This window comes from Spirosoma oryzicola (assembly GCF_021233055.1).
GTDB classification, from domain to species: Bacteria; Bacteroidota; Bacteroidia; order Cytophagales; family Spirosomataceae; genus Spirosoma; species Spirosoma oryzicola.
In genome coordinates this window covers 296,739-312,557 of the sequence record NZ_CP089539.1, presented here as the reverse complement: position 1 = coordinate 312,557, position 15,819 = coordinate 296,739, and the positions used below count along the sequence as shown (strand labels likewise).

General features: G+C 50.5%; 9 protein-coding genes. 1 reads left to right on the top strand and 8 read right to left on the bottom strand.

Translation table 11 applies throughout. The annotated features are described in order from the left end of the window. Window positions 1-13: 13 nt before the first annotated feature. From LQ777_RS25325 to LQ777_RS25295, 7 genes are all read right to left on the bottom strand, one after another. Complete coding sequence (locus LQ777_RS25325; RefSeq protein ID WP_232563015.1) at window positions 14-3,283, bottom strand: SusC/RagA family TonB-linked outer membrane protein; 3,270 nt, start codon at window positions 3,281-3,283, stop codon at window positions 14-16. Between the two features lie 233 nt (window positions 3,284-3,516). Beyond that, complete coding sequence (locus LQ777_RS25320; protein ID WP_232563014.1) at window positions 3,517-4,620, bottom strand: FecR family protein; 1,104 nt, start codon at window positions 4,618-4,620, stop codon at window positions 3,517-3,519. Between the two features lie 55 nt (window positions 4,621-4,675). After that, a complete protein-coding gene (locus LQ777_RS25315) occupies window positions 4,676-5,248 on the bottom strand; it encodes an RNA polymerase sigma factor (RefSeq protein ID WP_232563013.1) in 573 nt (190 codons plus the stop codon). 167 nt (window positions 5,249-5,415) lie between these two features. Further along, window positions 5,416-6,546 carry an LLM class flavin-dependent oxidoreductase gene (locus tag LQ777_RS25310; protein ID WP_232563012.1) on the bottom strand — a complete coding sequence of 377 codons (1,131 nt, stop codon included), beginning with the start codon at window positions 6,544-6,546 and terminating at the stop codon, window positions 5,416-5,418. A 31-nt stretch (window positions 6,547-6,577) separates the two neighbouring features. Then, window positions 6,578-7,879, bottom strand: coding sequence for an APC family permease (locus LQ777_RS25305; protein ID WP_232563011.1), 1,302 nt, complete (start codon window positions 7,877-7,879; stop codon window positions 6,578-6,580). A 36-nt stretch (window positions 7,880-7,915) separates the two neighbouring features. Beyond that, window positions 7,916-9,358: an amino acid permease gene (locus LQ777_RS25300; protein ID WP_232563010.1), complete on the bottom strand. Its 1,443-nt coding sequence runs from the start codon at window positions 9,356-9,358 to the stop codon at window positions 7,916-7,918. 297 nt (window positions 9,359-9,655) lie between these two features. Then, window positions 9,656-10,648: an ATP-grasp domain-containing protein gene (locus tag LQ777_RS25295; RefSeq protein WP_232563009.1), complete on the bottom strand. Its 993-nt coding sequence runs from the start codon at window positions 10,646-10,648 to the stop codon at window positions 9,656-9,658. A 919-nt stretch (window positions 10,649-11,567) separates the two neighbouring features. Here LQ777_RS25295 and LQ777_RS25290 point away from each other — a divergent pair. Then, window positions 11,568-15,236 (top strand): beta strand repeat-containing protein, encoded by a 3,669-nt coding sequence (locus LQ777_RS25290; protein ID WP_232563008.1) that lies wholly within the window; start codon window positions 11,568-11,570, stop codon window positions 15,234-15,236. Window positions 15,237-15,379: 143 nt separating this feature from the next. Here the strand turns inward: LQ777_RS25290 and LQ777_RS25285 are convergent, their stop codons facing one another. Then, the gene (locus LQ777_RS25285; protein WP_341871379.1) at window positions 15,380-15,772 is read right to left on the bottom strand and encodes a winged helix-turn-helix transcriptional regulator; all 393 of its coding nucleotides are present in this window, start codon (window positions 15,770-15,772) and stop codon (window positions 15,380-15,382) included. Window positions 15,773-15,819 lie beyond the last annotated feature (47 nt).

The following is a 15,819-nucleotide window of genomic DNA, read 5'->3' as shown; positions in this document are numbered from 1 at the left end:
GCGTCGCTTAAGGTTAGAAAGTGACCTGAAGACCCAGTAAAAGCTGGGTTGTCGATGGGAAGTAATTCAGCGTGCCGTTGTTGTCGCCGTTCGTATTGACACCGGGATATAAGCCGTTCACCTGGATTAAATCGGGATCGCCCCCAGTGAATTTGGTGAAGGTTTTCAGGTTCCGGGTTGTCGCATAGACACGGACCGAACGTAGGAATTTGCTTGTAACGGGCTGCGTATAACTCAGCGTTACGTTGTCGATTTTGACGAAACCGCCCGGCTCCAGAAAATAATCGGAAAGTGCCGAGTAGGTCGCCGAATTAGTCAGCTTCGAGTATTTGCTTTTTTCGTCAAACGCCGAACTTAACAAGTTGGCATTCTGCTGGGCAGCGGGCGTTCCCAGATAGGAGGCAAAGGTGTTGAAAATCTTGTAGCCAAACGTTCCCCGCAGAAATACGCTTAGGTCCCACTTCCGGTAGTGGACGTTGTTGGTCAGGCTCGCTGTGAATTTGGGTAGACCATTGCCAACGAACTGCCGATCATCGTTCGTCGCTTTATTGGCTACGATGATATCCCCGTTCTTGTTGTACACCAACAACGCACCAGTTTCATCGACGCCTGCCGATCTTAACATGTAAAAGCTGCCAATCCGGGTGTTTTCTTGTAACCGCTGCGACGTGCCGGGGCTGCCGGGCGCGGGCATACTAACAACGTTGACAAAGTTCTGACCCCTGTACGCTTCGTTGGAGAACGAAACAAATTTGTTGTCGTTGGTAGCTCCGGCAAAGGAGACGTTGTAGCTAAAGTCATTGTTCGAAATAACCGCTGCACTCAACTGAATTTCGAGGCCGGAATTCTTCATCGTCCCTACGTTGGCAAAGGTTGAACCCTGCACGTTTGGCGGATTGGCTACTGTGTATGAACCCAGCAGGTCTTTGTTGGTGCGAACATAGTAGTTCAGGCTACCCGTCAGGCGGCTGTTTTTAAACACGTCAAAGTCAACACCTACGTTGAAGTTAATCGCTTTTTCCCAGCGTAAGTCGTAGTTGGTATTCTGGCTCGGTCCCCACACTTGATAGGAGCTACCGTTGTACAGATAGTAACCATACCCACTATACGTATCCAATGAGCGGTAGTTGTCGAAATCCTGGTTACCCGTTACGCCATAGTCGGCTCGTAGTTTCAGTTCGTTCAACCAGGGCAGTCCCTGAGCAAATTTTTCCTGCGTAATGCGCCAGCCCACCGAAGCCGCCGGGAAATTACCCCACTTGTTGTCGTAACCAAACTTAGACGATCCTTCGTGGCGTAAGCTGGCGGATAGGTAATACTTCTGGTCGAAGTCGTAATTCACGCGTCCGAAAAAAGCGGCCAGCTTGGAGTTGTTCCGGTAAGACCCCACGTTGTTAATGCCTTGCTGCAAATTCCAGAGACCCGTGCCCAGACTGTTGTACGTCAATATGTCAGAAGGGAAATTCTCGTTGGAGGCACTAAATCCCGATGACGTAAAATATTGATAGGAGTAGCCCGCCAATAGTTTTACCGAGTGCTTTTGAGCATCCAGCGCGTAATTGCCCGTCCACTCAAAGCTTTTCTGATCGCGTTCATCCAGCGCCTGCGAAGCGGAGTTCCGCTTGGTACCGTTTACCACCGTAGACAGTGTAGAAGGCGTGAAGTTTTCGTTCCGGAATGAGCCACTTACTTCGCCGAGCGTTATCAGGGTCGACAGGTTATTGAGCAGATTCAGTTTAAACGAACCGTTGATGTCCAGGTATTTGATTTCCTGCTGAGCCAGTACATTCTTAGCCCGCTCGACAGGGTTATTCGCGAAAAAACCTGATGTGATATAAGCATACCGGCCTGTGTTGTCATAAATCGGCTGCGTCGGATTGAGCGTTAGGGCATAATTGAAGGCGCTGTAATCGGCCCCACTGGTGTTGGCGTAACGGGGAGCCGCCGTAAACGTGATGGCATACAGGTTATTAGCCGAGGTATGGTTGATATTTACCCGGCCACCGTATTCGCGTTTCGCGGAGCGCAAATCAATACCGGTCGCGTTCCGATAGTCGACGGAAGCAAAGTAGTTAGTTTGACCATTGCCTCCCGAAAACTGCAAGGTATGCTTCTGCGAGAAAGCCGGATTACGGCTAACTGCTTTCATCCAATCGGTTTCGCCACCCAGATCAACCCCGCGCTTGTCCGCCAGAAACTGTTCTTTCGACAGCACATGGAGTTTGTTAGTGATGTAATCAAAGGACGTGTAGCCATCGTAAAAAATACGAGGTTCCGAAGAGCCTTTCTTCGTAGTAATGACAATCACCCCATTACTACCGCGCGTTCCGTAGATGGCCGATGCTGCACCACCTTTCAGGACATCAATCGACTCAATTTCATTTTGGTTGATGTTATCCAAGTTTCCGCCCGGCACGCCATTAATGACAAACAGAGGTCCTAAGCCCGCACTTCGGGAAGAAGCACCCCGAAGTTGAATATTAGGCGTCGAATTCGGATCACCGGCGGCTGTGTTCGTGATCGATAAACCCGCTACCTTTCCCTGAATCGACATCAGCGGACTATTGCTGCCTACTCGCAACAGATCCGAGGAAGACAGGTGTGTAACGGCACTTGTCACTTCCTTACGACTCAACGAACCGTAGCCGACAACAACAACTTCATTGATGGATTTGACATCGGGTTGCAACTGAACAGACAAGTTGGTTTGATTTCTAACCGTCACCTCCTGAGTCGTGAACCCCACGAAGCTGAAAACTAGAGTCTGTGGACCATCGGGAATAGTTAGGCGGTAGGTGCCTGATGCGTCGGTTACCGAACCACGCGTTGAGCCTTTTACAATCACGCTCACACCGGGCAATCCCTGCCCTTTTTCGTCCGATACAACCCCTGTTATGGTTCGTTCGGCGGGTGCTTCGTTGACTTCGACCGATTCACCCAACTGAATGCGAACCGGTTCGTCAACCGTACGGGCCAAGATGATCTGTTCGCCAGAAATGCTGAAGTTAACTTTTAACGGTACGAGCAGCTTTTCCAGCACTTCTCTTAACGTTCCGTTCTGCACCTGCATCGAAACCAGTTGCCGGGAGCGTACAACTTGCGGACTGTAGGAAAACTTGACACTAGCGGCTTTTTCAATGCTTCGTAGTACGGTCTTAATGTTCTGATCCTGTATTGTAAGGCTTAGTCGGCGGTTGAGTAATTCCTGGGCTGTGACATCGCTGGCCCAGGAGACTCCCATGAATAGCACCGTCAGTAACAGTTGCAGGCACGTGAGTTTCATAAACCTGAATAGGTAAAGGTTAACGTTTTTCATCGTATTGATTGGTTTTAAAAGGTCAAAAAGAGTAGGAGGGACGCGTCCATTGGCCGCTACGAAGAATGTCATAAAGGAATCGCCGGGCCATGAAAGCAGCCGGTCCTATCATTGACTTTGGGGTTCGGAAAGCAGGTAGAATTGATTCATATTGTACTGAATAGACTTGAAAAATAAAGGTAAATTGTAGCTGATAGTCGTTAGTTCTGACAAGTGCCGCCATTGATAATGACCTGCCCGTCAATCATTTCGTAGGTAGCGCCAATTGTGCGGCAGATGATTTCCAGCTTCTGCTCGAATGATTCATTGGTCATGGAGGAGTTCAATTGGCAATTGGTTAATGCTTCCTTGTTGTAGCGGATCTCAATGCCGTAAGCATCTTTTAATTCCTGCAACACTTGGGGAATGGGCGTATCGTTATAGACAAAAGCCGGACCTTTTTTCCGCCGGGTTGGGCTGATTATTAAGCTGGGTGTTTCGACCAGCATTTTATCGAACTGGTCCGTATTTCGGTTAAAGACTACCTGCTGATTGGGCAGTAACATCACCCCTTTCTGCTGAATCGGCGAGTTTGTTTGCTGATCGCGGTAGACCGATACCTGACCGGATTGCACCCGAACCCGAACCCGGTTTTCTTCGGCAAAGGCCCGAACGGTAAACTGGGTTCCTACAACTTTCGTAACGACTTCGTTAGCATGCACGAGAAAAGGACGTTGCGAATCTCTGGTTACCGAAAACGTCGCTTCGCCCGAAAGATAGATGACTCGCTGGTGCTGACCGAAGTCAACAGAATAGCTTAACCGACTCTTCGGAGCCAGCCGGACAACGGAGCGGTCGGGTAGGTCAATCGTTTGAACTTGCTGGGTATTGTTTACCTTTTCGGAAACCGTTTTATCGAGAGTTGCCAGGTGCTGCTCATACGGGGAGGAACGGGTTTGGGCTTGCCACCAGATCGTTACGCCTAGTACCAGAAAAACCGATGCGGCTGCTGCCCACAGGCGCCATCCTATCCGGCGAACCGGTGTTTCGGTCTTATCAATCTGGGCGTTTGTTTGCTGAATTCGAACGAGAAGCTGTTGAATAGTCTCCTGCGGTAAATAGGTTTGCGCGTAGGAGTCAAGCCCTAAGCGGATAGCGGCCAGTAAATCGACGGCCTGTTGCCATTCCTGCTGTCGGTGCGGGTGCTCTTCGAGCCAGGTTGCCCAAAAATGCGACGAATGCGGTGTGGGCTGAAGCTGGTGATAGACGAAATAATCGTCCGTTAGAAAATCAGCGGTTGAAAAATTCTTGTAATCGGGCTGCACAGGCTACTGGATTTGTCAGTAGATGACAGCATTTGGAAAACGTACTCACTAAAACCTAAAAAAAAGTTGAAAAAGTTAAAAATAAGAGAGCAACCCAACCTCGAAGTTTTTCTACGGCCCGGAATACCAGGTTCTTAGCGGATTGCTGGTTAACGTCCAGTATCTCGCCAATTTGAGTGTAATCCATATTTTCCACGAAACGTAATTTCAAAGCTTCCTGCTGACGGGGGGGGAGCTGGGCAATGAGCCGTTCCAATCGCTGTTGCCGTGTGCTGGCCGCTTCCAGTTCTTCCAATAATTCCAGGTCATTGGGTTCTGCCCACAGAAGTTCGTAGTCGGTTTCGGTCAGGGGTTTATTCGGTCGCTCTTTTCGTTCGAGAAGGTGAACAATGCGTATTTTAAGCGCTTTCAACAAGTAATGACGAACATTGTCCGGTGTGGTGAGCCGTGTTCGTTTCGCCCATATTTCCGTAAAAACATCGTGTACACAATCTAATACAAACGCTTCCGAAACCGCTACCAAACTCATGCCATACCGGTACATCGCCCGGACGTGATTTTGATAAAGCTGTGTATACGCTTCTTCATCGCCTTCCTGAAAGGCTTCCCAAAGTTGTTGCTCGCTCACGTAACCAGGTGAATGTAAGGTGATCGATTATCTAGTTAATGTTCGCTGTAGTTTAACAGGCAGACAGGGTTAGAACCGAAACGCAGTCTTTTTCGTATCAAGTAACAAACACTTTTTTATACTTAACGGTAATCTATTTCGGTGTCAGGCAAACCCAATTTTTTCGTTCAGGTCTGTGGTCGTCGCCCCTGTTGAACAGACAGCGAGATCGTCGGTAGCTTGGGCAATACTAAGCTTGCGAAATAATCAGCTTCTTCGATAAGTGGATAACCCGAGAAAATAAAACTCCGCATACCCATGTCCATGTACCGATTTATTTTCTCAACAATCTGATCGGCGCTGCCCACCAATGCTCCGCCAGCACCCGACCGCGCTTTGCCAATATCGGTCCACAACAACGGCTCGACAAACCCGTCTGAATCGGCCATTTGGCGCAGCTCATTTTGCCGTTTTACACCCAGTGACCACGAACTTTGGGACGCATTTTTTAAGGCGGCCCCCCGTACCGGATCGAACTTCGACATAATATGCGTTGACCAGGCGCGCGCTTCGGCCTCGGTTTCCCGGACGATAACATGAATTCGCAGTCCAAAGTCGATGGTTCGTCCGAGTCGGTCGGCCCGTTCAGCTACGTCCTGCATGTTGGCGTATAGCATTTCCTCGCTTTCGGGCCACATCAGAAACACATCACAATAGCGGGCACAGACGTCGCGTGCTCCATCGGAAGTGCCCCCAAAATAAAGTAACGGACCGCCGTTTTGCTGATAGGGTCGGACAGGGGCTGTGTCCAGACTGATTTTACCGTAGACAGGTCCGTCGTGTTCAATCCGGTCCTGCGTCCAGGCTTGTTTCAGGATCTGAATGGTTTCGGCGCAACGCTGGTAACGAAAATTGGCGTCTTCGCGGTAGCCGGGCAAATCGGAATTAATTATATTGATCGTCAGTCGCCCTTGCAGCATATGGTCGAGCGAAGCCAGCGTCCGGGCCAGCATAGGTGGATGTAGTTCCCCACAGCGGATAGCGGTCAGCAGACTGATTTGCGTTAGATCAGGCGCAACGCCACCCGCAAATGGAATGACTTCCTGGCCAACCATGTATGAGGTCGGCAGCAGTAAGTTATTAAAACCTAACTGGTCGGCCTTGAGGGCAATCGTTCGACAATGGGCGAAGGTGCTACGAGCCGGGTCGCGTACACTCAGAAATTCGGTGTCTTCTCCGCAAAGGTCAGAAAACCAGGCTACTTCGCATGCCCGTTGGGTCGTTCGTACCGGAACTGATTGAATAGGATGATGAAGCATGAAATAAACGGCTTTTATTCATATTGTGGCACTATTGGCGTGGTTTTGGTCGGCGCTGCATCAACGCAAAAATAAGGAGGCCCACACCGATCGCTATGCTTACGTCCCGCGCTTCTACCGCTGAACTATTGCTGAGTAACCAACCGCAAAACACGACCGCCAATCCGGAAATGAGCCACCCGCCGGCTACCTGAAACTGGGCTGGCGGTGCATCGGTACGTAGTCGCAAAACGGGTAGTGCAGCACTGACCAACGCAAAATAAGCCAGTCGAATCAGGGTGCTAAAGGTCAGCGCATACAGGAAGGTGCCCGTTATGGCCAGCAAAAGTTGCAGAGCCGCCGTCACGAAAATGGCGACGTACGGCGTTCGAAAGCGGGAGTGGGTGCTGGCCAGCCAGCTAGGTAGTTGCCCTTGTTCCGCCATCGCAAACAGGAGCCGGGGACCTGTCAACATCAGAGCGTGCAAGGTTCCCATGGCTGTTAACAGGGCTACGGCGGTGATGACCCAACCGCCCACCGGACCCATGAATTGGGTAGCCGCATCAGCGAGAGGCCGTTCTGACTGGGTAAGATTGGGCAGCGTACCGATACAGACCACCTGAACGGCCATAAACAGCAAAGCAACCATTCCGATGGCTATTAGCAAAGAGATAGGAACGGTCCGTTGCGGCTGCTGAACCTCGCCCGATGGTATTGTTGCCACATCGAAACCGGAAAATGTGAAAATCAATAAAAGTACCGATTGAGAAAAAGGAGAATAAGCCGGGAAAGGGGGCCAAGTGAATGCTTCCGTTTTAACGAAAAATAACCCCACTGCGGCAAACAGACCAATAGCTCCTAATTTAGCAAGTGTAAATAACGTGTTTATCCGAGCCGACCGCTTCACACCAACGTAATTGAGCAGCGACAAGCCCAGAACGAGTGCCGTAATTACGCCCGCGCGCTCCCAGCCACTGGCAAGCTGGGGTCGAAAAAGAGCCGCGTAACTGATGAATAAATTACAGATTGACGCAAAGGCTGCCACCCGCGATAACCAGAATAGCCAGCCAACCTCAAAGCCAATCAGTGGCCCAAAAGTCCGGCGCGTGTACAAATAGGGACCACCCGTACCACTAAAACGGCTGCTTACTTCGGCAAAACAAAGGATGATCAGGGTAACGATAATGCCGCTGACCCCGTAGGCAAGCAAACTCCAACTGCCCACCAGTGTATACAGCTTGGCCGGTAAGCCCAGAATACCTGCACCAATGGTGATGTTGATGATAAGCGCAATAAAATCAAACCGGCCAATGCCCCGCAGCAGAACCGGTGAAGTAGTTGGCGTAGATGCCATCCGTCTGTTTCGTTTACGTAGTTTACAGCATTGTAGCTATTTAGCGAGCGTCTGCCATTTGCTTCGTTTCTTGCCGTAGGCGAAGTAGATGACCAGGCCAATAGCTAGCCAGACTACGAGTCGAATCCACGTATCGAGCGGTAGTGATAGCATCATAACCGCACAGGTTAAAATGCCTAGAATCGGTACGACGGGTACCCAGGGGGTTCGGAAAGCGCGGGGTGCATCCGGTTGTCGTTTGCGTAGAATCAGCACGCCCAGACAGACCAGAATAAATGCCAGCAGCGTACCAATGCTCGTCATTTCGCCAACAACCCGGATGGGTACCAAGCCCGCAAACAGACTAATAAAGATGCACAGGAGGATATTTGAGCGCCAGGGCGTCTGAAAACGAACGTGAATGTCGGAGAAGGCGCGGGGTAGCAATCCGTCGCGGCTCATCGAGAAAAATACCCGCGACTGTCCTAATAAATCCACCAGAATAACGGATGTGTACCCGATCAGAATAGCCAGAATAATCGCTTGACTGAGCCACTGATACGGCGTCTTTTCGATGGCAATCGCTACCGGGGCTGCGCTATTTTTAAACTCGGTGTAATTAGCCAGACCCGTCATAACGTAACCAAACAGGACGAAAAGAACGGTACAAACAATCAGCGAACCGAGAATCCCGATCGGCATGTTGCGTTGTGGATTTTTTGTTTCCTGCGCCATCGTTGCCACAATATCAAAACCGATGAAAACAAAGAAAACGACGCCCGCTCCCCGGAAAATCCCACTCAGGCCAAATTCACCAAACACACCGGTATTGGGTGGAATGTACGGTGAATAGTTGGCGGGGTTGATGTATTGCCAGCCCAGAGCGATAAACACGAGAACAACCAGCACTTTCAGACTTACCACAATGGCATTGAACACCGCTGACCCCTGCGTACCCCGGATGATAATCACCGAAACCAGTACGACAATCAATACGGCAGGTAGATTGATGAATCCACTCACTACCGAGCCGTCGGCCATCGTTATAGATTCGAACGGTGATTGCACCAATTGAGGAGGCAATTGTAAATTGTATTTTGCCAAAAAACGGGTCAGGTACTGGGACCAGCTGATAGCGACTGTAGCGGCTCCTACGGAGTATTCGAGGATCAGATCCCAGCCAATGATCCAGGCAAACAGTTCGCCCAGGGTGGCGTAGGCGTAGGTATAAGCGCTGCCCGCAACGGGTACCATAGCAGCAAATTCGGCATAACATAAGGCACTGAAAGCACAGCCGATAGCCGCCACAACAAAAGAAAGTGTCACCGCAGGACCTGCATGGTTAGCAGCCGCAATGCCCGTTAAGGAAAACAACCCGGCTCCGATGATAACACCGATTCCTAGGGCTACAAGATTAAATGCACCAAGCGACCGTTTAAGCGAGGATTTGCCGCTTTCGCCAGCTTCCTGCCGCAGTTGGTCAAGAGATTTTATACGCATGAATACAATGATAAATAACCGGCATTAACTGGCTCATGAACGACAGGAACATAGCCAACGCCGGTTACGAAAAATAAACCTGTCTACTGATGGAATATGGGTCAATACAAAACAGGTACATAGTCTAGAATTAATTAAAAACAACGTCAGGCTTTCACCTGGATCACCGCTTCGCAGTCCCCGGTTCGAAACCGAATAATCTTCAAGCGAGCCCTGCTTTTCCAACTGCGTAACCGCCAGTCACTGCTGGTAGTTCTTGTAACCGGCCGCCGAAGACGGGCATCCAATAACCAAATTTCATACGTTTTCGGAGAGAAGCGTTTTTTCGAGTTGGCCTTCGAGGTAGTCTACGAAGCGGGCGTAGGGGTCGAAGCCAACGACGTTGACCGCATCGGCCACAAAGTTGGACAGCGCGTTGATGTCGTAGAAGAGCACTTCGCCGGTTCGGTCGTCGATGAGGTATTCGACACCCCCCACGTCGATGCGGGCAGTTTTGGCGATGCGTTCCACAGCTGCGATAATCTGGGCAGGTGGGGTATAGGCCTCCACCGCCCGGCGGCCCGGATGAATGCCTTTCTTAGGCGCTTCGGTCAGACAGAAATCAGCTGATGGCGACTCTGGAATCGCGCAGATCTCAGCAGGGCAGAGGTTAAAGCTTTCACCGGTGGTGAAGACCTTAATGGCGTACAGAAAGCGTCCGTTGAGCGTCTCGACGCAGACGATATGGCCCCCGCGTGGCTGAATATACTCCTGCACCAATGCCGTCTGGTCGATACCCAAATCAATCTGGTTGGTCTCAACGGCTGCCTGCAAACCTTCGTGGGTATCGAAGCGAACAATACCAGCCCCCGCTCCGCCGATGTTGACTTTAACGACAATTGGGAAGCGTAGTTCTTGCGCTGCGGATAGCACCTGCGAGACGTGATTAACGACCAGGGTTTGAGGAAAAGATAAGCCTAGGGAAGCCAGCAGGGCCAGTTGTCGGGCCTTGTTGGTTTCGATGCTGGTAGCGACGGTGCCATTGATGACACGCACGCCAATCTGTTCGAGGTGGGTGAGGTAGCCAGCGGTGTGAAAAATGCCTTGTCCGTTACCGCGCAGGTAAGCCGACGAACTCATTCGGTTGACGACCAGCGAATAAGGGCTATCGGCTTCGGCGGGGTTGTAGCGATGCTGGGTAGCATCAATTCGTTCAAAGGGTATATTGCGCCGTTGAAGTTCGGCAAAGAGGGGTTTAAACCAGTCAGGATGTTCGTAATAGATACCAATGGGTTTTACTAATTCAGCCATAATCGCTTAGTATTGATGGATCGCTCCTACCTGAACGTAAGTAAACTGGAAAGGGTTTGGCCGGCCAACTGTCATCGGCCAGTTCATTCAGAATGATTGATAGGGATGGTCTATGTAATGAACCTTGTAATCCTATTTACTAACTGGACAAATCTACAGGTAAAACGCATTCTGAAACGCAGCGGCTGTATGAATTTAGTTAACACGGAAAAATTTTTGCCTGATACGATTATTACGTTACTGAGTTTCACGGCTTTCTGATAATCCGCTGTATAAAAAACGACAGGGCTGCTTTCCGTCCGCATTTATTCTAACCATTCACACCTCGAGTGGCAGAAAAGGTCACTTGCAGTAGTTGGGCGGAGTTGTATAACAGCCACAATCTTTTCTTATGATAGCTGTCAACGTTGCTTAGTATAAAGAATGTAACTTATTTCTAGAGCTTGGCTAAATGTCGTGCAAGCCGTCAACGTCACTCATCTGTTTTGTAGTGAAGGCTGATAACGAACCTTAATAAGGTGAAATCGCTCTAAAAAGGAACAAATTTAGTCGTTTGTTACAAATTGAACAGTTTTTGGGCAGTCTGCGATAGTCACTCATGCTTATTACGACCAGTTTTGCGATCATAATCAATGTGAGCATATGGTTAAAGTTTTTAATGGATACGCTCTACCATAGGAGTTTATGAACACATAACAATAGCCTATAGTCACGTAGTACACATAATTGGTGGGTTATGCCTGCCGCAGCTATGCATACGTTTGGTCTACTGATAAAGAAACCAACAATAAGTTAGTCTATGCATAAGTAGAAGTTTATAGTATTGTATTTATTATCATATAGTTAAGTATTCAATGACTCCTTTAACTAGCTCTCCTTTTCATAACACCCATAATCTCAATTTAACGCTTTACTATCTATGCTCATTTCTACTTTCTTTTCAAGTCAAATCGAGAAGCTAGCCAATCGCTCAATAGTGTGGCTACTCTTATTAGCCTGCGTCAGCTTTGCCCAGGTGGCAAACGCACAAATCTCCTCGTTCACCGCGGCTCAAATTGAAGAAGGCAACGGGTGCAACTGGCCTTTCAGCGCTCTAGCCGCTAACCCTAAAGATGGAAAAGTTTATGGCTTCTGGCGCAAGGGGGCTGGCGATGAGGCAATCTACAGACTCATCCGATTTGATGGCAGCGGCTGGGCAACGGTGAGTTCATTTTCGCCAACGGGGGGAAGTGCCTCGATCAAGGTACCCAGTTTTGACGGGGCCAGTGATGACGTTGATTTAGCCATTGATGCGCTGGGCCGCTATCACGTTACTTTCCAGGGCTCTCGGGGGTCGGGCGTTACCAGTACCCGAGGAGTCTGGTACGGCTTTAGTAGTGACGGTACCACTTGGTCGTTTAGTGAGGTTCAAACGTATTCAGATCCTAACGGATGGAAAAACACGGACAATCCCGTCTTAGAGTTGGATAATAACAATCAGCCGCATATTGCCTTTCTGTTTAGTGACGCTAACTCACCCCGTACCTATAGCGTTCGGTACTATCGTCAGTCCGGTACTAGCTGGACGGGCGAGGATGCCTTTTCGCAGTCCGGTGGTGAACCCGCCAGTAACGAAATAATTACTTTCGACATGGCTGTTGATGGCAACACTAAAGCACACTTTGCTATTCAGCGGGAAACGAACGGAGAAGGCCGTAATGGGGGATTGATCTATACGACCAATAGCACCGGAAGTTGGGCAACCCCTACTGTGTTGGCGGAAGGTCAGCAGGATAAAATTCAGGGTAGTAGCTTAGGCATTGATACTGACGCTGCCAACAAAGTGCATATCGTTTATTCCGGCTACCCCGGACAGATTAATTATACAAACAATAGTGCGGGTAACTTTTCGACACCGCAGCGGATCAATGGTAATTTATCGGGCAGCATCGTCCGGGGGTCATTTCGAATCAATAGTAATGGCGATAAAGCGTTTGTCTATCAATCCAGCGGACTACAGATTGCTTATCAGCCCAGCGGAACGACTGGTACTTGGACGACGGCGCTCGCCTACAAGGCCCCAACGGGTAGCAGCGCGGGAAGTTTTCCCTCGGGTATACTAGCGCCTAATGGTCGAATTGTGGTGCTGTTTGATAATTTGAATACAAGCAACGAACAACAATGTGGTGAGACGAACACCCGTAGATTATGGTATGCCACGGCTACCGTTCAAGCTCAACAAGCTGCCGCGCCTACCGTGACCAGCGCAGCACCCAGTGCTATCACGACGAGCAGCGCAACACTAGGCGGTAACGTGACGGCTGACGGCGGAGCCAGCGTTACCGAGCGAGGTATCGTCTACGTAGCGGGTAGTGGTACACCTACTACCAGTAATACGAAAGTGACCAATGGCAACAATACGGGCAGTTTTTCCCAAACGGTCAGCGGATTGACACCCGGCACTGCTTATTCGGTCCGTGCCTATGCCATCAACTCGGTCGGCACCAGCTACGGTAGCGTGGTGACCTTCACGACTACGCCTAATGCACCGGTGGTAAATACACCGAGTAATCAAGCCCTGATCGCTACCACTTCGCCCACCTACACCGGGACAGCTCAGGCAGGCAGTACAGTAACGGTATACGTGGACAACAACATAATTGGTTCCACGACTGCCAGTGGGGGCACTTTTTCTTTTACTCAACCGACAGCGCTAGGACAGGGCAACCACAGCGTGCGGACCACGACGCTAATCGGTAGCAGTGCTGCTAGCGCTAGCTCGAACACCAATAACTTTACAGTGGATACAGTAGCCCCTACAGTAAGTATCAGCTCTTCGTCGGGGTCATCAGGAAGTGATACCCCTGACCGGCCTATCTCCTTTACGTTAACTTTCTCGGAAAGCGTAACGGGCTTGTCAGGCAGTAGCGTTCAAGTAGCGAATGGTATCCGGAGCAACTTCTCGGGTAGTGGTACCACCTACAGCTTCGAGGTGACTCCCTCGGCTAACGGACTGATCACGGTAAATCTTGGAGCCAACAGCGCGCGAGACCTGGCCGGTAATGGAAACACGGCGGCTAGTACCTTTAGCCTTACCTACCGCCCACCCGTCACCATCAGCGGCTTTTCGAGTACACCCGCTGCTGTTTGTGTAGGTAGCCCTGTAACTTTTAGCGCCACTGTTGGTCGGGACGCGGGTACCTATAGCTATACGCTCACCGGTGGTAACCAAACAATAACGGGTAGCACAGTCAACGCCTTCAGCCAAACGGTGACCACCAGTGGTTCAGGCGCTCAGAACTTCACCCTGCGGGTCAGCAACGGCGTGGATGCAACTAGTCAGAACACCTCGCTAACGGTCAATCCCTTACCTGTAGTATCCATACCGGGTTTGGCGGATGCCTACTGCCAGGATGCAGCGGCTGTTACGCTAGCCACTACCGGTTCACCCGCAGGCGGCAGCTTTACCATTGACGGCAACTCGGCCACTGAGTTTATTCCGGCCAACTTAGCGCTGGGGACTCACACGGTGGTTTACCGCTACACTAACAACAATGGCTGCACTAACTCCGCCAGTCAAACCGTGACGGTGAAAGAAGTGCCAACCGCTCCGGTGCTGGTCACCCAGGCGGGCAATCCCTACCCAGCAGAAGTCAGCAACCTGACTATCTCCCAGAACGTAGGTAATGTGATTCTGACCGTCTCGGGTTGTACGGGTGGCACTATCAACTGGGGAGGGGGCAACGCCACCACGCTGGCCGTCTCGACCAGTAACCTGGGGACGCAGACCTTCACGGCCACCTGCACTCGCAACGGCTGCACCAGCCCAGCGACTACGGCAACGGTAACGGTAGTAGCGCCTACGCTCAAAGTGCTTTCGCGTGATCCTGACAACGGCCAGCTGGGCAACAACACCATCAAGCCCTACCTGATCCTGCAAAATGTAGGTCGTGACCCGTTCGCCTACAGCAACATCACCCTGCGCTACTGGCTAACCACCGAAGATAACGTGGGCCTGATCTTTCAGAAAAACTTTGTAGCGATTGGTCAGGGTAATTTAAACTTGCGGTATGTGCCTATTAGTCCGGCTCGTCAAGGAGCTACGGGCTACATCGAATACAGCTTCAACGGGGGAGCAGGCAGTCTAGCGCCAATGGGCGATTCAGGCCCGCTGGAGATCCAGGTTAACAAGCAGGACTACAGCAGCTTTTTCCAGCCTGATGACTACTCGTATATCAACAACAGCAGCTACACGCTCAACCCCCGCATCACGGCTTATCAGAACGGCACCATCTTCTACGGTATCGAGCCGACGGCCACAGGCAGCTCGCGCGTGGCCTCGCAGGATGAGGGTCGTGGTTTAGCGGTAAAGGTGCTGGGCAACCCGGTGGTGGGTCCATCGGCGGAGGTCGAGATCAGCGGAGTAAGTGGTCAAGCCGTACAGCTCAAGCTGGTTGACTTACAGGGTAAGACACTGCATGGATTTAGCATCAAAGAGGCTGGTTCTGTTGAACGAGTGAGTGTACCCGTGAGCACTGCTCAAGGCATACTCCTACTGGATGTAAGTACAGCTACTCAGCGTCAGCAGGTCAAGTTGTTGAAGCCTTAAGCGATTAACAGATTGATGAAAGCAACGCCCGGACTAGCCATAGTCCGGGCGTTTTAATAGTTAAGGGCATAAGGGAATTTTACTAAAACGCTCATGGGCGAAACATCTGAATTTCCCTACATGATATTTCAGGAAATGCCCAATCAGGACGGTGTTGACCGCTCGTTGATCAGGAGCGGTTCCAATACATCTCGATGAGCCTCACCCCATTGCGCGGTCAGTTCAATTACTGGTATCAAACTTTGGCCCAAGTCCGTCAGTTGATATTCCACTTTTAAGGGCTTTTGAACAAAACTAGTTTTGGACAAGATACCCTGCTCGACCAATTGGCTCAATTGAGAATCTAAGAGTCGGCGAGACGCTCGGGAGAGTTTACGATGCAAGGCACCAGGCCGCCGGATGCCCGAATGAATGCTCCAGATCAGGCTAAGCTTCCACTTTCCATTCAGCACTTCCATAAATAGGTGCAGGCCGCAGTCCAGCTCGAGGGGTAATTTTCGCTCGTACATCCCGCAAAGATAAATCCATACAGACACGATTGCATACGGCTGAATTTAGCCCTACTTGACTCAATTTTAATTAA